The following is a 22,654-nucleotide window of genomic DNA, read 5'->3' on the forward strand; positions in this document are numbered from 1 at the left end:
CAACAGAATTTCCGGAGGACTTAAAAGTGCTGGATGCGGATCACACCAACGCTGTGGCAACTGCTCCCCTCAGCGACCGCCGCACTCCTTAACCTGATTGCCCTCGACTCGTCACCCGCCAAGGCACAAACATGCACGGTGGATCCCTTCGGTGCTGAAGTCTGCTTACCGCCAGACGAATCAATCGAGCCCCCCAACGATCCTCCGAACACACCGCCGCCCTTCGTGATCATCCCGGAGTGCTTCGGGCCCTGCTGGGAATTCCCACCGGCTCCTCCGTATCGGGCCTTTGAAGCAGCTGCTGATCCCGAACCCACGCCAGAGCCAGCGGAAGAACCGCCCTTGATGCCTGCACCGCCGGCCGAACCGATCCAGCCCCTCTGGTTCAAAAGCGATGCGCTGGAATCCGAGGTGGCAGAGGCTTACCTCGAGCGCAAGTTGAACGACTATTTCCTCGCCCAGACAAATCAAGCCGTGATCGATCTCGGGGACGCTCCGATCGTGGTCTTCGACGGGATTCGCTACGCCGAGCTGTTAACCCCCAACACGCTGCTCTACTCCCAGACCACCAACGAGCCAGGGGTGAATGTTTGGGTGCGCGGCTTCGGCGGTGAGAGCAAAGCACCGTCGTCACGCGGTCGGATAGCCGACATCAGTGGAGGTGGGGCACAGCTCGGGTTCGACGTTCCCTTAAGCAACAGCTCCCGCATTGGACTGTTCGGCACCTACGCCGTCAACGATGGTGACGATGGCTCCCGCGGCACCTGGGACACCGACGGCTGGGGTGGTGGCGGATACGCCGAATACTGGTCGGAAAACTTCTACCTGCGCGGCATGGTGAGTGCCGGCGGCTACTCGGGCGACCAGCGCCGCAGCAATGATGGCGAGATCTATCGAGGCGAGCGCAGCGGCAATTCCTGGACGGGGGTTGTGAGTGTGGGAGCCCCCTTCGACTCCGGCGACTGGATCCTCGAACCCCAGGCCCTGATCAGCTACACCAACACCAGCCTCGATCGCTACAGCGAATCAACGGGTAACCGCGATGATCGACTGCTCTACAACGAGATGGAGCTCGACCGCTTCGACAGCGAGCTCTCCATGACATTTGCCCATCCGATCCGAGATGGGCAGCGCTCCCTGTTCATGCCCTTTCTCCGCGTTGGCTGGGTCGCCGACTGGGGCCAGAGCGGCGGCAGCCAGAAAGTGAGCTTCATCAACGCCGATCGCAACGACAACTGGAGCATCAACGGCGATTCCGATCACGGCGCCCTCGTGGAAATCGGCCTCGATTACACCACCTACAACTTCAGCGACACCTCGATGGGCGTCTACGCCCGCAGTGGTGTGGTGCTTTGGGGTGGAGACCGCGGCACCGCTTGGCAGGTGTCCGGTGGCCTGAACTTCAAGTTCTGAGTTCGGCGCAACAAGCCTCAAACGCGGCAGTGGGATCGTTGGCTTTGGTGATCGGCCGGCCGATCACCAGCTGGCTGGCTCCAGCCGCCATCGCCTCAGCCGGCCCCATCACCCGGGCCTGATCACCCACCGCGGCTCCCTTAGGACGAATGCCTGGCGTGACCAACGCAAAGGGTTCAGGATGCTGCTCCCGCAACGCCGCGGCCTCCAGAGGTGAGCAGACGCAGCCGCCGATGCCAGCGGTCGCCGACAGCTGCGCCAACGCCGGTACCCGTTCGGCGATGCCCTGGGCAATGGCAAGTTCCTGTTGCAGTCTTTGCTCTTCCCAGCTGGTCAGCACCGTCACCGCCAGCAGGGTGGGGGCATCGAGACCTGCAGTTTGGGCCCCCTCGACTGCTGCGGCCTGGGCCGCCTGCAGCGCTTCGCTGCCGGCACAGGCGTGCACCGTTATCAGCTCCGCCCCCACTGCTGCCGCCCGCCGGCAGGCTCCCGCCATCGTGGCCGGAATGTCGTGAAACTTGAGGTCAAGGAACACCCGCAGGCCCTGCTCCCGCAACTCGGCCACCACTTGCGGGCCCGACTGCACAAACAGCTCCAGGCCCACCTTCACCCAGCGCAAAGACTTGATTTGGCGGCTGAACGCCAGGGCCTGCTCGGGCGCCATGCCATCGAGGGCCACGATGATCCGATCGGCGGGATCAGCGGAGAGCGACGGAGCCAAGGCAAGCGATTGATCCGTAACCCATCCTGTCGCCCTGGCTGGAGCATCTCAACCGGAGTTCAGGCTGAGGGCGACAGCCTGATGCCTGTTGTTTGCTCAATGAAGCTCAGATAGTCGCGCTGGGATTCAGGCTTTCGCATGAATTCGGGGCCAACACCAGTGACACCGAGAGCTAAAAAGCCAAAAAGGTGAGCAACACGGCAGGCCTGGATGCGCTCCTGATTCAAAGGCCTGATGGATTGATAAGCCTTAAGAACCCCATCAGTAACCTGTTCACAAACATGGGGCGAAATTCCTGGATAAACCTGGCGAGGAGTAATCAGGCAAAGATTCATCGTATGCGCCAGATCTATTGCTGGATCAGAAATACGAAATCCCCAGTCCAATACGCCTGATATGGAGCCATTGTCAAACATCACATTGGCTCCGTGATAGTCGCCATGAATCACAGCAAGGTTCTCACCATCAAGGGGCAAGTGATCGCGAAGCCAGCCAATCAGTTCAGATGCCCAAGGAATCTTCTGTTCACAAAAATCAAAAGCCTTTTGATCAATAGCAGGACTTAAAAACCGCTCATCTGGAACACCAGCCCGCCTGAAGGCTTCAACAATGGGCCTCACATCAAGCTCATGCATGCGGGCCATTGACTCACCCAAGACCGACGCAAAGACCGCTGGCTTCTGCTCAACCAAAGGCCGACCTGGCACCAGATCCATCACCGCAAAAACACCCCCCAAGACTGATTGGTCTCCACAAACGCGATGAATCACAGGCGTTTTCAGGCCCTGCTGATTCAGAATCTGATGCGCAAGCTGAAGATGCAAAAGCTCCTCCACCTCACGCGCAGGACGCAGAACGCGAAGGACTCTCGGCTCCTGGTCAACCAGCTTGTAGCGATACAGCCGGGCATCGAAGCCCCCAGTCAGCCGCGTCGGCTCAACCTCATAAGCGACACGGTCTGACGATTCAGATTGCAGATAAGACAAGAAATCAGCAGCAATCTGCTGATCGGATTTGATTTCAGATTCAAGAGTTTGCATTGATCTTGGCCCAGATGAGATCACCATCGCCGCAGAACTCCATCAGCGAATCCCCCAAAAGAGGGAACGCTGGCGGCTCAGGCCACGAGCCTCCGGAAGGTTTTCTTGCCCAGCTGCAGCACCTTGCCATCCAGCTCCGCCGCTGCGGCGAACTCCTGGTTGGGGTCGGTGATCTTGTCTCCCTCAAGGCGCACAGCGCCACCCTTGATCTGTCGGCGGGCCTCACTGCTGCTGGCACAGATGCCGACGGCGCTGAGCAGATAAAAGGCCTTGGCCGGGAAGTTCACCTGCGCCAAGGACGCCTCGGGCACCTCCGCAGTCGCATCTCCCACGCCGCCCACCAAGGTGGCGGCATCACGCTGGGCCTTCCGGGCTGCCTCAAGACCATGGCGGCTGGCGGTCACCGCCAGGGCCATCGCCTTCTGCTTCTCGCGGGGATTCTGCGGCAACGTCGCCAGATCCAGGTCGGTCAGCAACGTGAGGTAGTCGTTGATCGCCGCATCGCCGACCTTCTCCAGCTTGGAGTACATCGAGAGGGGATCCTCCTCCAGCCCCACCACATTGCCGAGGCTTTTGCTCATTTTCTGAACGCCATCGAGCCCCACCAGAATCGGCAACAGCAAGCCGAACTGGGTGCTCCTGCCGAAATGGCGCTGCAGGTCACGGCCCATGGCCACATTGAACTTCTGGTCGGTGCCGCCTAGTTCCACATCGGCGTCCACCGCCACCGAGTCGTAGCCCTGCAGCAACGGATAGAGGAATTCATGCAGGGCGATCGGTGTACCGCTGCTGTAGCGCTTGGAGAAGTCGTCCTTGGCCAGCATCTGGCCCACGGTGCCGGTGCCCAGCAAGCCGATCACCGCAGGCAGGTCCATCCCCTCCAGCCATTCGCTGTTGTATCGAACCTCCAGGCGCCCGGGGGTCTCGAAATCGAGGAGCGCCGTCTCCTTGGGCTGGTCCTGTCCCAGCTGGCGCAGATAAGTGGAAGCATTGGCAGCCACGTCCTCCTTGCTGAGCAGCACCCGCGTGGTGCTCTTGCCAGTGGGATCCCCGATCCGTGCGGTGAAGTCGCCGATGATTAACACCCCCGTATGACCCGCATCCTGGAAGGCCCTCAGCTTGCGGAACAGGATGCTGTGGCCCAGGTGAATGTTGCTGCCGGTGGGGTCGATGCCCAGCTTCACCCTGAGCGGTCGTCCCTCCTTGTCGGCCTGGGCCAGCCGGGCCGCCAGGGCCTGATCGGCGTCGCTGGGATCGCCAGCAGGGAATAGATCGGCCATGCCGCGCGCCAGCCACTGCGGCAGGGTTGGGGACGACTCCGGCATCGGCGCTACGCACAAGCGCTGAGGATCGTACGAGTGATGCCGGCGGGCCTTCAGCCGGCCGGCGGCGGCTCAATCTGGGATTTCATCCGCTCCAGGGTGGACTGCATCTGCTCGAACATCTGCTCCGGCGTGATCCCGAACTGGCTCAACTGGGTGCGCAGCTGCTCCACCGTGAGCTTGGCCTGGAAATCTTCCGAGAGCTCAAACCGCTTCATGAACACCCGGTAGCGGCCCATCAGCTCTTCCATGGTTTCGATGAATTTTTTCTTGCCTTCGCGATCGAACTTTCCGTACTCACTGCCCAGCTGCATCAGCTGCTGGTAGTCGCCAAACAGACGCTTGGCCTCGTCCTGGACGATGTCGGAGTCGAAGAAGGCCATCCGTACAAATTTCGTTTCCTTAACGAGAATTCTGCAGACTTCCCGCAACCAGCGGCAGTGCGGATTCACCCCATGTCCACCATGCGAGAAAGCCCCTTCCACCTTGCAGGAGATGAATCTCACACAGCATCTGCCCGCCATGCGTGAGTTCATGCAAAGCGGACGCAACCTGTTGCTGCGCCGGCGCACCGTGATCGCCAGCGCTGATCGGGTGCTGATCACCAGCCTGGTGAACATGGTCGGTGACAGCGGCCGGATCGAGGGGGCCGCCACCGGCGAACGCGAGGCACTCACCTGCCTGCGCCATGGCACGGCCGACCTGCTCCTCTGCACCGACCTGCTCGATTCCGGCAGCGGCCCCTCCCTGGTGGCCGCCGCGCGCAGCATCCGACCGGACCTGGTCTGTCTGATGCTGATCCAACGCCCCCTGCGCAGCACGATCGAGGCGGCCATAGCGGCGGGCTGCAACGGCCTCTGCAGTCGCGAAAGGGTTGGCAACGGCCATCTGCTCAGAGCCATGCAGGCGATCGACAGTGACGACACCTACATCGATCCCGTGATCGCCGGCGTGCTGCGCCACAGCCGGCTCAGCAGAGGACATTCCCAGTCCCTGTCCAGCACCCTGAGCCTGCGGGAGGAGGACGTGCTGCGGGGAATCTGCCGCGGCCTCACCAACCAGGAGATCGCCGATCAGCTGCACCTCTCGATCGACACCGTGAAACATGCCGTGACGGCCCTGCTCGGCAAACTGGAGGCGCGCGATCGCACCCAGGCCGTGTTGATCGCCTTCCGCAACGACCTCGTGGATTTACCCGCCACGCTGCCGCGTTGGAGCGCTTGATCCCATGACATTCGCCCTCTGGTCTCTGACAGGGGCCGTTCTGCTGGCTGGATTGACCTTCCTCAGCTGGCTCGAGCCGCTGAAAGCTGCCGAGCTGGATCGAACCACCGTGCTGGTGATCGTGACCCAGGCCAACGTCCGCTGCCTGAGCAGCACCGGCAGCATGGCAGCCCAGGACGCCCTGGACATTGGCAACCGCTTCCTCGATCAGGAAAACATCTCCGCAGGTCAACGCCGGGCGGTGAACAAACGGGACGATGTGGAGGAGCTGATGCAGGCTTACATCGCTGACCAGGGCGGTTGCGATGCCCTTGTGCGTCTTTTGAAGCAGTGACAGAGACAAAGCAGTGACAGAGATAAAGCAGTGACAGCCACTGGAACCAGTCGTTAATGTCAGCCCGACGCCTACCAGCCCTCCAGCCCGATGCCCCAGCGCCACTGGTTGGATCCTCTGGCCAGGCAGGTCCTGCAGGCCACGGGCCAATTGCCGAGGCCTGTGGTTGCAACACCTCAGCCAGGAGGTCCTGAACCGGCAGCTGCACCGGGCTGGACCATGGACGTGAACCGGGCATCCCGGGAGCAGTGGTGCCAGCTGCCAGGCTGCGACGCCGACAAAGCTGATCTGCTGGTGCGGCTCCAGCAGGGTGGCGTTCAGTTCAGTTGCGCCGACGATCTTTTCCGACTGCTGGACCTGCCGGAGGATCTCGCCGCCCTCTGGCACCCCCACCTGATCTTTCATTGGCATGGCGATGCACCGCTGCAACCCGTGGAGGCTCCCCTTGACCTCAACCGTGCGGCCGCCGGCGAACTGCAACGGCTGCAATGGCCCGATGATCGCCTGCAACGGCTTCTGCGCGAACGTCGCCGCCAAGGCTTCCAGAATCTGGCCGACCTGCAGGAACGGCTCTGCCTGCCCGCCAGCACCGTTGAAAGCCTGATCGGGCGGGTGTGCTTCGGGACACGACGCGCCGGTCCCTCCCTGCCGCCACACACCTGAACCGATGCTGGGCAGCCGCGGGCAAGGAGACCTATTCAACCCGGCAGAGGCCACTGCTGGCCAGCAACCGGAGGCTGAGCTGCCGCTCCAGCGCGGGCAGCTACTCGCCTGGCAGGAACGGCTGCATCAGCATCAGGCGCCGCTGTTTCGTGGGGAATCCGCCGGGTTGCAGCAGGGCTCACTGTTCGGGGATGTCAGCCCGGATCCAGTCTCTGCCATCCAACCCCTGGCCTTAACGCCCCTTCCCTTGAGCTTCTGGCGTTGGCCCGACAGTCCGCACCAGGGAGCTGCGATCTACCTGGTGCTGGATCGCCCGGTCGATCTGGAACAACCGCTTTTGCTTTACGTGGGAGAAACCAAGGCTGCCGATCAGCGCTGGAAGGGAGACCACGATTGCAAGGCTTACCTAGCTGCCTACGGAGAAGCCCTGCAGCGCTGCGGAATCAGCCAACGGCTCAGCATCCGTTTCTGCACGGATGTTCCCCAAGCCACCCGCGACAGACGAGACCTGGAGCAACAACTGATCCAGCATTGGCTGCCGCCGTTCAACAAGGAAACGCGTCAACGCTGGGCGACACCGTTCACCAGCGACCTTGACCATTGAGACAACGACAACAAGGGATGACCTGGTGAGCTGAACCATCTTTTGTCGCTGACGTTGATCACGCAACTGTTCTGGGAGTGTCAGCAACAGGGAAATGTTTCACCAAGATGCCCCTTCAAACAAAGCGCTTGATTCCAACTCCCGCAGAGAATCAATATCGAAAGGTTTCGGCATGCATGTAACTCCCCTCGTTCTCACCCTCAACCCACGTACCATCCTCCATCACGACGTTTTTTCGTCCTTCAATCCTATTGTTTGCCTTATCATTGAAGCAGTAACGCGACAGCACAAGCTCCTTTCCAATCATCTGACTGGCGAAGCGTCTTTTCAGTGAAGGGTTGACATAATCGCAACTTCCTTGACCCACTTCAAATCCATAGGTTCGCCAGGCATTCTCTTCTGAGAGTGATTCATGCACATCACCGGATTGGCGCCAACCGATACACGCCTCTTCCGCCTTTTCCAGTGACGCATAGGTGTTTTCTTCAATCGCTTTCGCAATCACTGGAAGACAACCGACCAGGATCACCAGAAAGATGAGTCGCTTTCCTTGTGCGGGGCTCCAACGCATCTTGCCTCTGTGATCGACCATCACACACCTGACTCAAGTCATTGAAGAGTAGATGGCGATCACCTTTGCTTAAACAACGCGCTGCCAAAAGCTTGAATGCAGCCTGATGAGCCGATGAAACGTGCTTCACACATAAGCAGACGGACGAACTGCTGAAGCGATTTCAACGCCTGGGGGGCCATCAAGGCGGAGTCAATCAGACCCAAAGCCCCTGCTTTTCAGCACGGGCTTCTTTCTGGCTTGATCAGATTTGAGCCTCGGTTCAGGGGCATCCACTTTGAAAATCAATCCTTCAAACCAGACGGTCAAGGAATAAACAACAATCAATGCCGGCAGGATGACTAACCATTCATTCTCGAACTGATAAGGAATTTGTCGTGCCCCAAAAATTGTGAGGTATCCCGTTGCCAGAGTAAGGACGAGCCGACGGATTGTGCTTGAGGCCAATGGAACGAACCCAATTCACCTACTTTAGAGAATGAAGACCAAAATGGACGTGTCAACAATCGTATTCAAGTTCTGATCTCTGCTGCCGTATCAAAGCGTCCGCTTCCCGCATTTGAGACTCATCGTATGCGGACATGCTGTAGATCGTTGAAGAACGAAAGATCCTCTTCGAGCGAAGGACAGCGATGCGTCTTGCCAGGAGATCGAACGACCATTTGGCAACTGAAAGGACTTTACTCACAGGAGCTCTTCCGCGTCTATCTCGTTGATAACTGGACTGAATCACACAAGCAATGGCACAGATACCTATTGATGAGCTCTTAACAATTCAAGCTTCACTCAACTGCTTCGTCGGCCTGCAGGACGACCTGCTTTTGCTGGTTTGAGGCTTCACAACGTCGGCATTCGTCGTTATCCAACGCAAAGAAGTTGAGTGATTGCAGATCACCGCAACTGCTGCATAGTCGCGCCTCCGGCGGTGGCGATTCAAAGGGCATCTCGGCGTATTCACTGAGGCCATTGCTAGCAACCAGGGAGACAGCAGCGTATGCACGAGCTTTCAACAACCTTGATCTTTGGATTGTCCTAAGGATTCAAGCCACAGGCGAGCAAGGACGCTTGCCAACGTAACCAAATGCAAAATGACATCAGGCTTGTCACAATATTTTTATGTTTCAATGCTGCGATCATTAGTCTCGTCGTTTGCCTTTTCATCAAGCCGGGAATTAACTTCAATACTTTAATCAATTCCTTCAGCTGATCAGATTGATGATAATTTAATTACTACCTTCATATACTGCCTTCGTACCTAAGTTTTTTTCAAGCGAGGCTTCCACAACTTCACTCCGGATGTCAGTCACCATGCAAATTCAGGAAGTCTAGTTTCGGCTCCTCTAATCCATCGATGGCACCAGTCATGCCACGGAAAGAGCCTAAAAGCCAAGGCATCTTTCGTTTACCTCCACGGACATGACCAACTTCAGCTCAATGAATACCTATTTCATCTGTGTTGGTCCATCCATTGATGACTTTTGGCTTTTTGTCGTCGAACAGAGCATCGAACCCTTCACTGTTGAACTCTCATCAAACCTGTCGTGTCGTCGCTTCAACCAGGTCGACCGACGACATGACACGACAGGAAAGGACAGGATTAAGGGGACAGCTGAGCCTTGATCGTCAACTTCTGAGAATGAACTCCTGAAAGTGAACTCCTGAAGGTGAACTCTTGAATCCCGACTCTGAAACCGACCTAAATCTGCACACCGAACATCGCCCGCCTGCCACCTGAGCGGCCAAGACTCCTGCGTTGTCACCTGCTCAGGATCCAGGGGGATACAGAATCACCCACACCAGGGGAGTGACCCCAACGAGGGCCGCGATCGCCAGCAGCGTGACGTTCTGAAGCACCGAAGGCTGATCAGCTGGGGCTGACCGTACCGGGGAATCAACGGGGCTCGCTACGCTCGCAGCTTGCATTGGCTCTCACCATGCGGCCTTCCCTGTCTTCCGCCGCTCTGCAGGACTGGAGCGGAGATGTTCTTGTCGTTGGCCTGCTCAAGGACGATGCCAGCGACAGCCGCAGCAACCTTGAACAGCGTTTCAACGGCCTCGGCAGCGCCCTCGAGCAACAGGAGTTCAAAGCCAAATCCGGCGAGCAGGTGGTGTTCAACCTGCTGGCTGATCAGGGCCCCAGACGCCTGGTCGTCCTTGGCCTAGGAGAGCCGGAATCCTTCACCCTGAATTGGCTTCGCAATGCCGCCGCCAAAGGGGCCAAGGCATCGAGCGGCTGCACCGGAACATTGGGCCTGATGCTGCCGTGGGATGGCTTTGAGCCAGCGGCCGCTGCCGCCGCCGCCGCAGAAGCCGTGCGCCTGGCGCTCTATGCCGACCAACGCTTCCGGAAGGAACCTGAACCGAGACGCATGCCCGGTAATCTCGAGTTGATCGGGCTGCCCTCTGCGGCAGAAACGAGCCTCGCCAGTGTGGACGCCGACTGCGCCGGGGTGGAGCTGGCCCGTCAGCTCGTGGCCGCCCCCCCCAATGAGGTAACCCCGAAGGTGCTGGCAGACACTGCTGAGCAACTGGCCAAGGATCACAACCTGGAGCTCACCGTGCTGGAGCGCAGCGACTGTGAAGCGCGGGGGATGGGTGCCTATCTGTCGGTCAGCCAGGGTTCCGATCTCGACCCCAAATTCATCCACCTCATCTACAGGCCCGCTGGTGAGGTCAAGCGACGCCTGGCCCTGGTGGGCAAGGGCCTCACGTTTGATTCCGGCGGCTACAACCTCAAAGTCGGCGCCGCCCAGATCGACATGATGAAGTTCGACATGGGTGGCAGCGCTGCCGTGCTCGGAGCCATGCGCTCGATTGCCGAACGACGGCCTGCAGGCGTTGAGGTGCACATGGTGGTGGCCGCCTGCGAAAACATGATCAACGGATCCGCTGTGCATCCCGGCGACATCGTGACGGCCTCCGACGGCACCAGCATCGAAATCAACAACACCGATGCCGAAGGCCGCCTGACCCTGGCCGATGCCCTGTTATTCGCCTGCGAACAGCAACCCGATGCCGTTGTCGACCTCGCCACCCTGACCGGAGCCTGTGTGATCGCCCTGGGCGATGAGATGGCGGGATTCTGGAGCAACGACGAAGCGCTGGCCGAGGGGCTGCAGGGGGCAGCCGAGACCGCCTGTGAGGGGCTTTGGAGAATGCCGCTGCGTCAGTCCTACAAGGAAGGACTGAAATCAAAACTGGCGGATCTGAAAAACACAGGTCCACGACCTGGCGGCTCCATCACCGCTGCACTGTTCCTCCAGCATTTCGTGGCCAAGGGCACGGCATGGGCCCACATCGACATCGCCGGAACGGTCTGGTCGGACAAAGGCCGGGGAGCTGATCCGGCCGGAGCGACTGGCTATGGCGTCCGTACTCTTGTGAACTGGGTCTGCGGTCAGGCGAGCTGAATCATGGATCCCTCACCGCTCCGCTGGTACTTGAAGGCACAGCTGGGGGTGCTCCTGCTTCCGGTGGGGCTATGCCTGTTCGGTGAAGCCGTCAGCCGACGTGTTCTTCAGATGCTGGGGAAAGAGGCCGGACCATGGTTCTGGTACGGAACTATCAGCCTCGTCTGCATCAACGCAGGCCTCGGCCTGATGATCGACAGCGGCATGACCAAGGGGTTCCCCGGCCGCCGGCACAGAAACTGATCAGGACCAGAAACTGGTCAGGATGCGACAGCTAATTCGGCAGCTGCACCGCGACGTTCAGGGGTCTCAAGGGCATGGATCTGCCAGCGGGCACGGTCTGAACAGGTCGACAGAACGCGATCGAGGTCGTCGGAAGCGTGCTTCGGAGAGTCGTATGGACCAACGTGACGGGTCCCGAGACCATCCTTAATGGTCAGCAAATACATACATTTCCTCCCGCTCTCTCGCCTCTGATGGTACGAGCTGCTCCAAGCATGGACTAGAGGCAAGAACCCTGATGTTCACTGAGAACTGGAAGCCTCAAAACCTGTTGCATATTTTATATTTTTCAAAGGTTGATATACAGCTTCTTAAGGATTCACTCGGATTTGCCAGGAGTTGTCCACGCCGTTGACTGTCGTGCCCGCTCTCCCCACACCGTGTCGAGTCGGCGATCGCGACCACAGCTCAGACGGTAGAAGTTGTATCTCACGGCATTGTGTTCGGCGTAATCCTGGTGGTAGTCCTCGGCCGGCCAGAAACGCTCCGTATTGCGCAACTCCACCCTCAGATCTGAGCGCCGTCGTCCCAGCTCCAGCGCTGCGGCCTGGGCACTGGCCTCGGCTTCGTGGGCCTGGGCCCCGTCTGCGGTGAAGATCACCGGGCGATAGGAGTCGCCTCGATCACAGAACTGCCCCTCACCATCGAGGGGATCGACATTGCGCCAGTAACTGCGAAGCAGAGAGCTGTATCGAATCTCAGCCGGATCGAAGCGCACCTGCACTACTTCCTGATGGCCGGTGGTCTCACTGGTCACCTGGCGATAGGTGGGGTTGTCGACATGGCCACCGCTGTAGCCGCTGATCACCTCCACAACACCGGGAAGCGACTCCAGGTCGTGCTCCATGCACCAGAAACAGCCCCCGGCGAAAACCGCTGTCTCAAGATCCGCCGCCCCAGAGGGCAGCGCCCACCAGAACCAGATCGTCATCAAAAGGGCCAGCGCACGCGTCATGCCGTTACCTGATCGAGAATCGCCGCGGCGGCACGATCGGTGACGCCAGGTTGACCCAGGGTGGCGCGCAGACGGTCGTAACCGTCGAGCATCTGCTGCCGAACGGACGCCTCCTCCAACAGGGGGAGCGCTTCGGCGACCAGTGCATCGGCGGTGAGTTGATCCTGCAGCAGCTCCGGCACCAGTCGCTCCTTCAGCAGCAGGTTCACAGGAGAGATGTGATCCACCTGGAATCGCAGCAGATGTCTGGCCACAAGGGCCGTGACCCGACTGACGCGATAGCCCACCACCTGTGGAACCCCCTGGAGCGCCAACTCAAGATTCACCGTCCCGGACTTGCCGAGAGCCAGATCAGCAGCCGCAAACAGGGATTTCTTCAGGCCATCAGCCTCGGCGGCAGCAATCACCCGCGCCTGTCGAACGCCGGCCTGCTGCAGCGCCTCCTCCAGCGGTTGTTCAAATCGCTTCAATCCCGCTGGCACCAGCACCTGCAAGTCAGGGAAACGGACTTGCAGCTGTGCAGCCGCATCCGCCAGATGCGGCATCAGGTATTTGAGCTCCTGTGGACGGGACGCAGGCAACAGCAGCAGCACCGGTGCATCCGGAGCGAGGCCGAGGCGATTCCGCGCTGCTCGTCGGTCCGGCAAATCCCGCACACTGTCCAGCAATGGATGGCCCACCCAGGTGACATCGGCTCCGCGGGAGGAGTAGAACTCCGCCTCCGCCGGGAAAATCGCCAGGATCCGATCGGTGAATCCGAGCAGCTCGGTGGTGCTGCCATCGCCGAAACGCCAGGCCCATTCCTGAGGAGCGATGTAATACGTGATCGGCAAGTGCGCGTGCTGCTTCCGCAACTTGCGTCCAAGCCGCACATTTGCCCCCACGTAATCAATCAGCACCACACCGTCGAGAGGACGGGAGCGCAGCAACCGGTCCACCCGCGCCTGCAGGCGCAGGGTCGGAAGGATCAGGGGGATGGCCTCCCAGAGGCCAATGGCACCCATCGGTGCAGTGTCCTCGAGCAGTTCCGCCCCGGCCTGCTGCATCCGCACACCACCAAGGGCCAGCAACTCGAGGCTGATGTTCCGTCGGGAGGCTTCCCGGTGCAGAGCATCAATCAACAGGCTGCCCTGCAGATCACCGGACACTTCCCCGGTGCTGATCAGCAGCCGAACCATCAGCGGCTGCCCAAGGCTGGCATCGGCCCTCGTCGGCCCTTGCTGATCGAGGCCTCCAGAAAACTGCAGAGGTGTTCCGCTGCGGGCAGAAGCTCCAGCTCACGAGCCTGCTTGAGACCCTCGGCGATGACCTGATCGGAGCGATAAATCAGATTCCAGACCTCCTGCAACTGCTTCAGTTCCTGTCCCCCTTGCCTGGAGGCCAGACCGCTGCGACGAAGACCCACTTTGTTCAAGGCCCGCACCCTGCCGGGGTGGCCCTCCACCAGGCAATACGGCGGTACATCCCGGTCCACCCGAGTCATCCCGCCCACCATCGCCATGCCACCGATGTGCACGAACTGATGGATGCCAAGGCAACCGCCGATCACTGCTCGATCTTCAATGATCACGTGGCCAGCAACCTGGATTGCATTGGACATCACGATGCCATTGCCCAGCTCGCAGTTGTGACCGAGGTGGCAATATGCCATCAGGAGGTTGCGATCCCCGATGCTGGTGCGCTCTCCTTCGTCAGTGGCGCGGTTGATCGTGACGCACTCCCGAATCGTGTTGCCATCGCCGATGACCACCTCCGTCGAGGCTCCGCGATATTTGAGATCCTGAGGCTCCTGGCCAAGGCAGGCACCGGGAAACACCTTGTTGTCGCGCCCCAACGTGAGTCGCCCCTCCAGGACCGCATTCGGTCCGATCCAGCAGTTTTCGCCGATCACCACATCCGGTCCAACCACGGCACCTGGACCGATCACCACCCCGGCAGCGATCTGCGCTTTGGCATCCACCACCGCCTTGTCATGAATCTGGATGGATCGCGTCTCGCTCATGGGTCTCAGTCCACCAGAGAGAACATCAGCTCACCGGAACAAACCAGCTGACCATCAACGGTTGCCTCGGCGCGGACCTTACCGAAGCGCTTGCGCTTGAGACTGAGCAATTCGCAACTGATGGTCAACTGATCGCCCGGAACCACAGGACGACGAAACCGAACCCCATCGATTCCGGCAAACACAAACAACCCCTTCGGGAGATCTGGCATCTGGGTCACGATCAGCCCACCCACCTGGGCCATGGCCTCAACAATCAGAACACCCGGCATCAGCGGGCGATCGGGGAAATGTCCCTGAAAATGCGGTTCATTGATGGTGATGTTCTTGATCGCAACGGCCGAGACGCCAGGCTCGTAAGCGATCACCCGATCCACCAGAGCAAAGGGATAACGGTGGGGCAGCAAGCCAGCGATCTGCTCACTGTTGAGCACAACATCGACGGCGGGGGAATCAGTCACAGAGCGGGAGTGAGGCTGGCGTCCTGAAGTGCGGCGGCAAGCTCGGTGTGCAGTCCGTGGGATCCGCGGTACACGAGCACCTGGGCCTGCGGAAAACCCACCAAGGCCAGGTCACCGATCAGGTCAAGGATCTTATGGCGCACGGGTTCATCCGGGAACCGCAGGGGTGGATTGAGCCAGCCGTCACCATCGCAAACCAGGGCGTTGTCCAGGGCACCTCCTTGGATCAGGCCTGCTGCACGCAACTGTTCCACCTGATCACGAAAGCCGAAGGTCCGTGCCGGTGCGATCTCGCTCACGAAACGATCGGGGGTGAGCTCGATCGCCAGCTGCTGACGCCCAATCGCTGCCTGGGGAAAGTCGATCACACCAACCAGAGAGAAGCGCTCCGCTGGAGTCGCTGTGATCACGCTGCTGCCCCTTGAGCGCACCAGAGGTTGCTGCAACGGTGCCTGTTGGGGGCGGGGGCTGCCTGCCGGTGTCATGCCCGCCTCAGCGATCGCTTCAACCCAGTCCTGGGCCGAACCATCCAGCAGCGGCACTTCATTACCACTCAGCTGGATCTCCACATGGCTGAGACCACAGCCCGCCAGGGCCGCCAGCAGATGCTCCACCGTGGCGACTCTCCTGTGACCCAGTTCCAGGGTTGTGCACAGGGAACTGTCGCGAACCTGATCAGGACGCAGGCGGATTGCTGGCCGAGGGTCCCCGGAGAAACTCAGGTGAATTCCTGGCCGATCAGAAGGACGCAACACGACCTCGGCATCGCGACCGCTGTGCAGACCAACTCCCGAGCGCGCCACAGGGCGACTGAGAGTCCAGGCTCCTGAATAGTCCTGTGGCCAGTTGGTCACTAGAACTTCCAGCCGACTCCGAGATTGAAGCGCCAGTCGCCACTGAAATCCTTGCTGGCCACTTCCAGACGAAGCGGCCCGACCGGTGTGGACACAATCACGCCGGTTCCAACCGACACGCCGGAGCCGTCCTTGTCCAGCAGGAGGCCCGGTTTTCCCGGGACATTGCTCTGGGTCCCGAAGTCGGTGCCGGCATCAACGAACACCTCGCCCTGGAAGATGCTGATCAGGGGGAAGCGATATTCCACCGTGATTTCACCAAAACTCTGGGACACACCCAGATCACAGTCGTACCAGCCTCGGATGGAGTTCGACCCACCCATGCAGAACGCTTCATAGGGAGGAACTTCGCCCACGATGGTGCCGGCCTTCACCTGAACGCCAATGGCCTGAGGGCAATCAGCCTCCTCGCCGGGCTTGGGACGACACCCCTTGTGAAACTTCAACCAGTTCACAGGGAAGAACTGCGTGTAGGTCCCCCTCAACCGGTTGAAGGTGGGGGAATCCTCGTTCACGCCAATGAACTGCTCGGTCGTTGCCGTGAAGAAATTACCGCTGGTTGGATTGCGTGGATCGTTGAAGTTGTTGTACGTGGCACCGATGCGGAACGAAACGAGATTGTTGGTGTCCGCACAGTTGTAGGAGACGCAAATCACGTCCTTGTTTTTGGTTCGACCGTTCTTGTAATTGTTGGTGGACGCTCCGTATGGACGGGACTCACCCAGGAAGTTGATGGGCCGGACATTGGCAACGGAGAATCCCAGCAGGCCCCTCCAGGGTCCCGCTTCGTAGGGGCTTCCATTCAATGGGCGGGAGAAGAAGATGCGACCACCGGTCTTGCGGAGAGCGATGGAGTCGCCCTCGAAATCGAACCAGCTTTTGTTGGGATAGTCATCTTCAGCCTTGTTGACTGAATTGAATTTGCGGTCAGCGGGGTTGTTACTGGATCTGATGTTGTAGGCGTACTTGTTGCCGTTATCGATGTAGCCGTCGACGGTGCGGATGTTGCCGTTGTTTTCACTCTGGAAACCCTGAGGCACCTCCTGGCTGAGGAACAGTGCACCGGAGAACGAGGTGCGGTGGGGATCGCCGTAAATCCAGGGATCCGTGAAGGTGAGATTCGCCAGACCGCCGTACTGGCCGTAGGTGAGATTCAGACCGAGGTTCCAGGCACGACCGAACAGGTTGGTGTCCTGGAGCTGGACCTGGCCGAACACACCTTGGCTCTGGCTGTAGCCGAGGCCTCCGGAGAGCTGACCGGTGGACTGCTCGACGATCCCAAGAACGATGATCACCTCTCCGGGCGCCTCCGGCACCGGCTTCAGCGTCACCTTCACGTCGCTGAACAGGCTCGTTCCGTATAGGCGACGGATGTCTGCCTCGAGCGTTTTGCGATTGAAGATATCTCCGGGTTTGGTGGAGATTTCCCTGGTGACAACCCATTCCTTGGTTTTCCCCTCAATCGGATTGCCGTTTTCGTCCTCGCTTTCCCCTTCGTTATTGATGAAGTCGACTTCCACACCCGCCACCGTTCCCTGGGTGAGCTTCAGGGTGACCAGACCATCGGGACTGACCCGCTCCGGTCCCGTGATCCTGGCGAGTGAATAACCCTCGTCTGCAAACCACTTCTGCAACTCCTTCATGCGTTTCTGAAGGTCGTTGAGATTCAACGTGCGTCCGTAATCGGATCCAAACGTGTCTTCAAGCACCTCGGTGGGGAGCTGCTCGGAGGGAGGGTTCAGCTCAACGGCGGAGAGCGTGGGGAACGGCTCAACCTGCACGATCACCTGGACACCCAGGGGACCATTCACCGGAGTGATCCGCACATCGGAAAACCAACCCGTGGCCTGGATGGCATCGAGATCACGCTGGAGTTCCGAGCGCGTCACGCGGCTGCCTGGTCGCACCTGCATGGCGTCGTAGGCGGCGATCTGAAGACGTTCCTCCTCGGGGTGGCCGCTGATCCCCTCAATCAGAATCTCGGAGATCAGAACCCGAGGTTCCTCAATCACCGTCTCCTGCTCAGTCAGCGTCTCCTGCTCGGTGACAACCGGTGCGTCACCCGGAACCTGGTCGACCTCAACCGACTCGGTCTCCGTGACTGTCTCCTCGACGTCCTGTGAAATCTCCTCTTCTGGAATCACGTCCACCGAAAGAGACTCCGATTGAGCGATGTACGGCACCGACTCGGCCCGTAACGGTGCGGCCAGCAGCGGCAAACCCAGAGCCAATCCGAGAGCACCCTGCCGGACAGCAACTGTTGGGCGGCAGGAGGAACGTCGGATCATCGAGACGGAGTCCGGGCAGAGCCATAAAACGTCCGCCGAACTTACATGCAGTTCCGGGGGTTGGAGGTCGAGGCTTGGACCCGTTTAAGGACCTCCCCGTAGGCCTCCATGACACCCCCGAGATCCTTACGAAAACGATCCTTGTCCAGGATCCGATCCTTGGCATCCGTGCTGTTGCGGTCCCAGAGCCTGCAGGTGTCTGGGCTGATTTCATCAGCCAGCAGCAGCTCACCTGAGGCAGTGATGCCAAGTTCGAGCTTGAAATCAACCAATTGCAGGCCGATTCCCTCGAAAAAAGGAATCAATGCGGCATTGACGCGGCGCGCCAGTTGTTCAATCGCTAACAATTGATTTGCGTCAGCGATCCCGATCAAACGCACACGCGCTTCGGTGAGCAACGGATCAGCAAGAGCATCATCCTTGTAATAGAGATCCAGCAGGGCCGGGCTGATCGGGGTTCCTTCGGCAATCGGCGTCTGGCGACAGAGGGATCCGGTGGAGATGTTGCGCAACACCACCTCGAGCGGAATGATCTCCACCCGTCTGACCTTCATCCAGGTCTCCCCCGCCAAACCGATGTAATGGCTTGGAATGCCGGCGGCTTCCAGCAACTCGAACAAGCGCGCTGAGATCTGACAGTTCAATCGCCCCTTGTCTGCCAGCTGAGCCTTTTTCTGCGCATTGAATGCCGTTGCATCGTTCTTGAACTCCACCAACACCTGATCGGGGTTGGTCGTGGCATAAATCCGCTTGGCTTTTCCCTCGTACAGCAGGTCTCCGTGATCAGGCATAACCCCCAGATGCAGCAAGCGCCGAAGCGGCTTTGGTGTTTGAACGGCGAGTGCCGTCGGATCCAGTCAAATCCATGGGCAAGTCCATGCGGAGATAAAAAGCAGGTGATGCGCCACAAGAGGACAGGAAGGCTGCAGGAGCCACTCCCTCAACAAAACAGTGGTCACACCGTCGCAGGTCTGTAGAGAGCAACGTCGGCAAGGTGGGTTGCAGACATGAACTGGGAGCACAGGATTGTCACAAGCCCGAGAATCTGTGGAGATGCCGTAGCAACAGAGTGAGGGAGGCTGGTGTCAACGAAAGAGTGTCAGGAGCGATCCTTGGACAGACTTCCAAAACATCGACTTGCGCCGATAAGTCGAGTCATCGTGGAAGCCAAGGGGCAAACATTGAAGACATGAATCAAATGAGGCCTATCTGGCTGCTGTTAAGGAGCTGGGCATGCAGAGCAGTTAAGTTCATATGCTATTCACGCTAACAACAACAGATCATCCTTTTGTAGCTATTGTTGGTACAATCACACTATCTCAGCGATCATGAAGTGGGCAAAACTTTTGCTGTACGGCTTTCTTATGCCTACCGTTATGACCCTGACCTCTTCGAAGGTTTCGGCCGATCTTGTGCTTCCACAAAAGCTTCAAGACAATGCAAAACGTTTAATGCCTAAGGGCGATTTCCGGCAGGGCATGCAACTGGGGATGATGGCTGGTTCAATGTCTTCATTCTGCATTATGGCCAAAGAGGGCGTTATTGTGCCGGGTGAAGGACCAATCACCGTCGACAATTTGAATGGTCTTTCAAGCTCACTCCTTTCAAAAGTGCGGTCCGAATTTAATGATTACTTGTTTGAATATCAGAAGCTTGGGCTGAACATGGGCATTGCCGAATGCAATCAAATCCTTGGCGTAGAACTTGACTTCAGGTGAAACCAGAAACTGGTGAAAGGTTCTGCCTTGACTCAGCGACAGCAGGACGAGCAATCGGTCGTTCAACAACAGCTCCGGAACCTTACGAACTTCCAACGATTCATTTCAGATGGATTGATTGCGTCGTTGATCTTGACGAGAACGCGAACCAATCTCTCTGCATGATCTGAAATGTCTTTATGGTCATTCCCCATACCACCGATTGAGACAGGTTCAGTTGATGTCAGCCTTTCCTGTGCAGAGCAAATGGTATCGGTGAATTCAAAACTTGAGGACGGCATGTTCAAGCCTCTCAACAGTTTCAGAGAGTTCCATCATCCCCATCGATCCTCATGAGCGTATGCCTATCGCAATACACAAGAGCCATCAAGCAGTCACGCATGAGCCGTCAGCGGATAACGGGATGATTGTTCAAGTTCAAGACGTTGCTGACGAGATGCCTGCTGATTCATTGAATGGAGCTCACGCGCTGTCTTGATGCTCAGCTTCCACTGGCGCGTCATGTCCATCACGTCATAAAAAAATAAGGAGATGGGCTGAGCTCCAGGGGCGAACTAACGGCGTCATGATCGAATCGTCTGCTCAAGCTTCATCAGCATCAGAGACCGCTGACCCGACAAGACAAACCAGCAGGCACCTCCGGCGACACCAATGAATGCGACCACTCCAAGCGCTACCCCTGCTGTTCCGATATTGAGGTCACGTTGACAAGCGTCAAAGCCTGGGCCTGGCTCGCAGCGAGGCAAGACAGCCCTTAGGAGGCCCTCCTGTCCCGCAGGTCCTGCACCTCCGTACCCCCTGATCTGAGCCTCGGCGAGCATCTCTATGCAATGTCATGTCTTTAAGAAGAGCTGCAAGCTCTGGCACCCACCTGGCGGAAGGCGATCGGGTTGGCCCATGAAGCCAACATGCAGAGTCACGTCAGGCGATCCGAGTAGTTAATATTTCGTAATAATTGTAAGTTCTGATGATGTCAGTCCTTTTTCCAATTGCTTATGCCTCTGTTTTTATTGGCCTTCTGGTTCAAGTTTTCCAATTGATGCGGCGTTCTGCTGGCTCAGGCTTGGCAGCCAAGAAAGACAGAACTGGTTTACGAACCATTCATCCTGAATTGTTGGATGAGAACGGCAATGTCACCGACGAAGAGCTTTGGGCAATCAGATTTGCAGATTTCAAAGACGTCAAGTGGACACCGGAAGCTGGCTAAGAGAGAGGGCTCCCATCGAAAGTCCAAAGTTCCAAGCCATAAGCCTAGTTCTCACGTATTCCAGCTCCTCGGCCTGTTGATGCATCCTGAGGGTTGAGGAGTGTTTCTTTGTTCCTGGTCAATGGCATTAACATATAGCTTTGCACACAAAGGATGGCCTCTGAATGTTCATGCAAAGGCAATCTACATTGCGGAAATACGCAACAAAATTGCATAAAAAAATACCATCTTACCGATCTCAATGTCGATACTAAAAGAAGCGCACTCAACAAAAGCTAGCTAAGCATACAAACTCGCTACGTAAAGGGCGGAGCAAGCATGAAAACGCATGGGTGACGAAGGTGTGGCCTTCGAAGGACATTCAATCTGACTTATTATTATCGCATATGATCTTATTTTTTAACCTGTAAAATTATTCCCACTCACCGGCGCACTCCTTCTTTCAACAGCACCAGCTCAGGCTTTAGAAACAGCATTTGATTAACCTGGGAAATTTATCAAGATTGACCCAACAAACAGTCCACGTTAATGCCATTCAAGGGACATTCTCTCATCACCCATCAACGTAAATCCGTGATAGCGCTGTGCATAGCTGCCCCCCTCAGCAACCCCTGAGAACGTCAGGGCAACGGTGCATCCGTAAGCGGATCTACAGCAGCGTGTCCTCCGGGATCACGCGGGGAGCGCAAGGCAGGCCCCGGTTCCCCGACGTCCTGAAGCTGCCAACTGCTGTACTGATCATCCAGACGGGCCGTCAGTCGTTCCAATCGCTGTCTCGGACGTTCCCCATCGCCACCGGCAGCGAGCTGCAGGCGCAGCTGAACACGCAGCAGATCCACCGCCAATCCCCAGGCTTCATCGGCAGCGGCCTGATCCAGAGCCAGCTCCAGTAACTGATCCGCGCGATCAAAATCCTCCTCCGCCAGAAGTTCCGCCGCCCGTCCCAGTCGACGTGCCGCCATCCGTCCGATCGAACGTCCTGACAACAGCACCTCCGCCGCGGCGAGCCGATCACCGGCAGCCTCCTCATGGTGTGCCAGCTGATCCAGACCATTCACCATGACCGGCTCCCCAGGCTCAGCTGAAGCACCCGGAGCTTCGATCAGTTCCAGCTGCTCAAGCGCCAGCAGATCGCCATTCACCAACCGCCGCAACGCCCGGGCCGCACGCGGATGATCCAAGGCAGCATCTGCCGCCTGCCAACTGAGCCGCAACCACCGTTCCCGATCAGCTCCCGCTCCTGGGAGATAGCGACCTAACACCATGCGAGCTCCTTCGGGGGAGCGACAGGTCAGCAACACCCGCGCATTGCTCAGCACCTCGTCCATCGTCTGAGGCGTCGGGTAGACGCTGAGCAGACGATCCCGCAGCTGCTGCTGGCGATCTGACAATCCGAATGCAGCGGCTTCCACACAGCCCTGTTCCAGGTCGGAAAGAGTTCCCTCGACCAGCAAGGTCTGGAACGACTCCTCAGCCATGGGCTGGAGCTCCTGCACGGAACTCTGGTCCGCAGCTGAGGGTGCCGCAGCCAGCAGCAGCATTACCAGAGCAAAGGGTGCGGTCCCCATGACGGTCTGCGGTCTAC

26 protein-coding genes are annotated in these 22,654 nt (G+C 58.5%); 9 read left to right on the forward strand and 17 right to left on the reverse strand.

Annotated features, from left to right (window positions below; genetic code table 11):
- Positions 1-33: 33 nt before the first annotated feature.
- Complete coding sequence (locus KR100_RS11925) at positions 34-1,413, forward strand: autotransporter outer membrane beta-barrel domain-containing protein (protein WP_038546278.1); 1,380 nt, start codon at positions 34-36, stop codon at positions 1,411-1,413.
- Here KR100_RS11925 and pyrF read toward each other — a convergent pair.
- From pyrF to KR100_RS11945, 4 genes are all read right to left on the reverse strand, one after another.
- Positions 1,403-2,134, reverse strand: a complete 732-nt coding sequence (pyrF, locus tag KR100_RS11930) for an orotidine-5'-phosphate decarboxylase (RefSeq protein ID WP_038546281.1) — start codon at positions 2,132-2,134, stop codon at positions 1,403-1,405. The two genes, KR100_RS11925 and pyrF, sit on opposite strands and share 11 nt — an antisense overlap.
- A gap of 59 nt (positions 2,135-2,193) precedes the next feature.
- The gene (locus KR100_RS11935; protein ID WP_239420332.1) at positions 2,194-3,174 is read right to left on the reverse strand and encodes a phosphotransferase family protein; all 981 of its coding nucleotides are present in this window, start codon (positions 3,172-3,174) and stop codon (positions 2,194-2,196) included.
- Positions 3,175-3,251: 77 nt separating this feature from the next.
- The gene (tyrS, locus tag KR100_RS11940; protein WP_038546286.1) at positions 3,252-4,499 is read right to left on the reverse strand and encodes a tyrosine--tRNA ligase; all 1,248 of its coding nucleotides are present in this window, start codon (positions 4,497-4,499) and stop codon (positions 3,252-3,254) included.
- Between the two features lie 50 nt (positions 4,500-4,549).
- Positions 4,550-4,879: a DUF1825 family protein gene (locus KR100_RS11945; protein WP_038546289.1), complete on the reverse strand. Its 330-nt coding sequence runs from the start codon at positions 4,877-4,879 to the stop codon at positions 4,550-4,552.
- 112 nt (positions 4,880-4,991) lie between these two features.
- On the opposite strand from KR100_RS11945, the gene KR100_RS11950 reads away from it, so the two are divergent.
- From KR100_RS11950 to KR100_RS11965, 4 genes are all read left to right on the forward strand, one after another.
- Positions 4,992-5,720: a response regulator transcription factor gene (locus KR100_RS11950; RefSeq protein WP_239420333.1), complete on the forward strand. Its 729-nt coding sequence runs from the start codon at positions 4,992-4,994 to the stop codon at positions 5,718-5,720.
- A 4-nt stretch (positions 5,721-5,724) separates the two neighbouring features.
- Complete coding sequence (locus KR100_RS11955; protein WP_038546292.1) at positions 5,725-6,054, forward strand: hypothetical protein; 330 nt, start codon at positions 5,725-5,727, stop codon at positions 6,052-6,054.
- A 90-nt stretch (positions 6,055-6,144) separates the two neighbouring features.
- Positions 6,145-6,717 carry a hypothetical protein gene (locus KR100_RS11960; protein WP_038546295.1) on the forward strand — a complete coding sequence of 191 codons (573 nt, stop codon included), beginning with the start codon at positions 6,145-6,147 and terminating at the stop codon, positions 6,715-6,717.
- Between the two features lie 4 nt (positions 6,718-6,721).
- Positions 6,722-7,321 (forward strand): hypothetical protein, encoded by a 600-nt coding sequence (locus KR100_RS11965; RefSeq protein ID WP_038546297.1) that lies wholly within the window; start codon positions 6,722-6,724, stop codon positions 7,319-7,321.
- A 151-nt stretch (positions 7,322-7,472) separates the two neighbouring features.
- On the opposite strand, the gene KR100_RS11970 is transcribed toward KR100_RS11965, so the two are convergent.
- From KR100_RS11970 to KR100_RS11975, 3 genes are all read right to left on the reverse strand, one after another.
- Positions 7,473-7,913 carry a hypothetical protein gene (locus KR100_RS11970; protein WP_156098093.1) on the reverse strand — a complete coding sequence of 147 codons (441 nt, stop codon included), beginning with the start codon at positions 7,911-7,913 and terminating at the stop codon, positions 7,473-7,475.
- Between the two features lie 171 nt (positions 7,914-8,084).
- Positions 8,085-8,339: a hypothetical protein gene (locus tag KR100_RS15135; protein ID WP_071839919.1), complete on the reverse strand. Its 255-nt coding sequence runs from the start codon at positions 8,337-8,339 to the stop codon at positions 8,085-8,087.
- 335 nt (positions 8,340-8,674) lie between these two features.
- On the reverse strand, positions 8,675-8,836 hold the full coding sequence (locus tag KR100_RS11975; RefSeq protein WP_156098095.1) for a hypothetical protein: 162 nt from the start codon (positions 8,834-8,836) through the stop codon (positions 8,675-8,677).
- Positions 8,837-9,826: 990 nt separating this feature from the next.
- Here KR100_RS11975 and KR100_RS11980 point away from each other — a divergent pair.
- Positions 9,827-11,302, forward strand: a complete 1,476-nt coding sequence (locus KR100_RS11980; protein WP_038548803.1) for a leucyl aminopeptidase — start codon at positions 9,827-9,829, stop codon at positions 11,300-11,302.
- A 3-nt stretch (positions 11,303-11,305) separates the two neighbouring features.
- Complete coding sequence (locus tag KR100_RS11985; protein ID WP_038546304.1) at positions 11,306-11,545, forward strand: hypothetical protein; 240 nt, start codon at positions 11,306-11,308, stop codon at positions 11,543-11,545.
- A gap of 17 nt (positions 11,546-11,562) precedes the next feature.
- Here the strand turns inward: KR100_RS11985 and KR100_RS11990 are convergent, their stop codons facing one another.
- The 8 genes from KR100_RS11990 to purC all read right to left on the reverse strand — a co-directional run bounded on the left by KR100_RS11990 (position 11,563) and on the right by purC (position 18,935).
- The gene (locus tag KR100_RS11990) at positions 11,563-11,751 is read right to left on the reverse strand and encodes a hypothetical protein (RefSeq protein ID WP_038546306.1); all 189 of its coding nucleotides are present in this window, start codon (positions 11,749-11,751) and stop codon (positions 11,563-11,565) included.
- Positions 11,752-11,903: 152 nt separating this feature from the next.
- Positions 11,904-12,539 carry a peptide-methionine (S)-S-oxide reductase MsrA gene (msrA, locus tag KR100_RS11995; RefSeq protein ID WP_051847534.1) on the reverse strand — a complete coding sequence of 212 codons (636 nt, stop codon included), beginning with the start codon at positions 12,537-12,539 and terminating at the stop codon, positions 11,904-11,906.
- Positions 12,536-13,717, reverse strand: coding sequence for a lipid-A-disaccharide synthase (lpxB, locus tag KR100_RS12000; RefSeq protein ID WP_038546308.1), 1,182 nt, complete (start codon positions 13,715-13,717; stop codon positions 12,536-12,538). Before lpxB ends, msrA begins: the two co-directional genes overlap by 4 nt.
- Positions 13,717-14,541: an acyl-ACP--UDP-N-acetylglucosamine O-acyltransferase gene (lpxA, locus tag KR100_RS12005; RefSeq protein ID WP_038546310.1), complete on the reverse strand. Its 825-nt coding sequence runs from the start codon at positions 14,539-14,541 to the stop codon at positions 13,717-13,719. Before lpxA ends, lpxB begins: the two co-directional genes overlap by 1 nt.
- Before the next feature lie 5 nt (positions 14,542-14,546).
- Entirely contained in the window at positions 14,547-15,002 is a 456-nt protein-coding gene (gene fabZ / locus KR100_RS12010; protein ID WP_038546312.1) for a 3-hydroxyacyl-ACP dehydratase FabZ, read from the reverse strand.
- Entirely contained in the window at positions 14,999-15,856 is an 858-nt protein-coding gene (gene lpxC, locus KR100_RS12015) for a UDP-3-O-acyl-N-acetylglucosamine deacetylase (RefSeq protein ID WP_038546315.1), read from the reverse strand. The genes fabZ and lpxC overlap by 4 nt, the downstream gene beginning before the upstream one ends.
- Entirely contained in the window at positions 15,856-18,144 is a 2,289-nt protein-coding gene (locus KR100_RS12020) for a BamA/TamA family outer membrane protein (protein WP_038546317.1), read from the reverse strand. The genes lpxC and KR100_RS12020 overlap by 1 nt, the downstream gene beginning before the upstream one ends.
- Positions 18,145-18,185: 41 nt before the next feature.
- Positions 18,186-18,935, reverse strand: coding sequence for a phosphoribosylaminoimidazolesuccinocarboxamide synthase (gene purC / locus KR100_RS12025; RefSeq protein ID WP_038546320.1), 750 nt, complete (start codon positions 18,933-18,935; stop codon positions 18,186-18,188).
- 537 nt (positions 18,936-19,472) lie between these two features.
- Between purC and KR100_RS12030 the strand changes: the two genes are divergently transcribed.
- On the forward strand, positions 19,473-19,862 hold the full coding sequence (locus tag KR100_RS12030; protein ID WP_038546324.1) for a hypothetical protein: 390 nt from the start codon (positions 19,473-19,475) through the stop codon (positions 19,860-19,862).
- A gap of 374 nt (positions 19,863-20,236) precedes the next feature.
- Here KR100_RS12030 and KR100_RS16960 read toward each other — a convergent pair whose 3' ends face one another.
- Positions 20,237-20,371 (reverse strand): hypothetical protein, encoded by a 135-nt coding sequence (locus KR100_RS16960; RefSeq protein ID WP_255347481.1) that lies wholly within the window; start codon positions 20,369-20,371, stop codon positions 20,237-20,239.
- Between the two features lie 458 nt (positions 20,372-20,829).
- On the opposite strand from KR100_RS16960, the gene KR100_RS12035 reads away from it, so the two are divergent.
- Positions 20,830-21,069 carry a DUF2973 domain-containing protein gene (locus tag KR100_RS12035; RefSeq protein ID WP_038546327.1) on the forward strand — a complete coding sequence of 80 codons (240 nt, stop codon included), beginning with the start codon at positions 20,830-20,832 and terminating at the stop codon, positions 21,067-21,069.
- A gap of 620 nt (positions 21,070-21,689) precedes the next feature.
- Here the strand turns inward: KR100_RS12035 and KR100_RS12040 are convergent.
- A complete protein-coding gene (locus KR100_RS12040; protein WP_038546330.1) occupies positions 21,690-22,637 on the reverse strand; it encodes a hypothetical protein in 948 nt (315 codons plus the stop codon).
- Positions 22,638-22,654 lie beyond the last annotated feature (17 nt).

Source organism: Synechococcus sp. KORDI-100 (assembly GCF_000737535.1).
GTDB lineage: Bacteria > Cyanobacteriota > Cyanobacteriia > PCC-6307 > Cyanobiaceae > Parasynechococcus.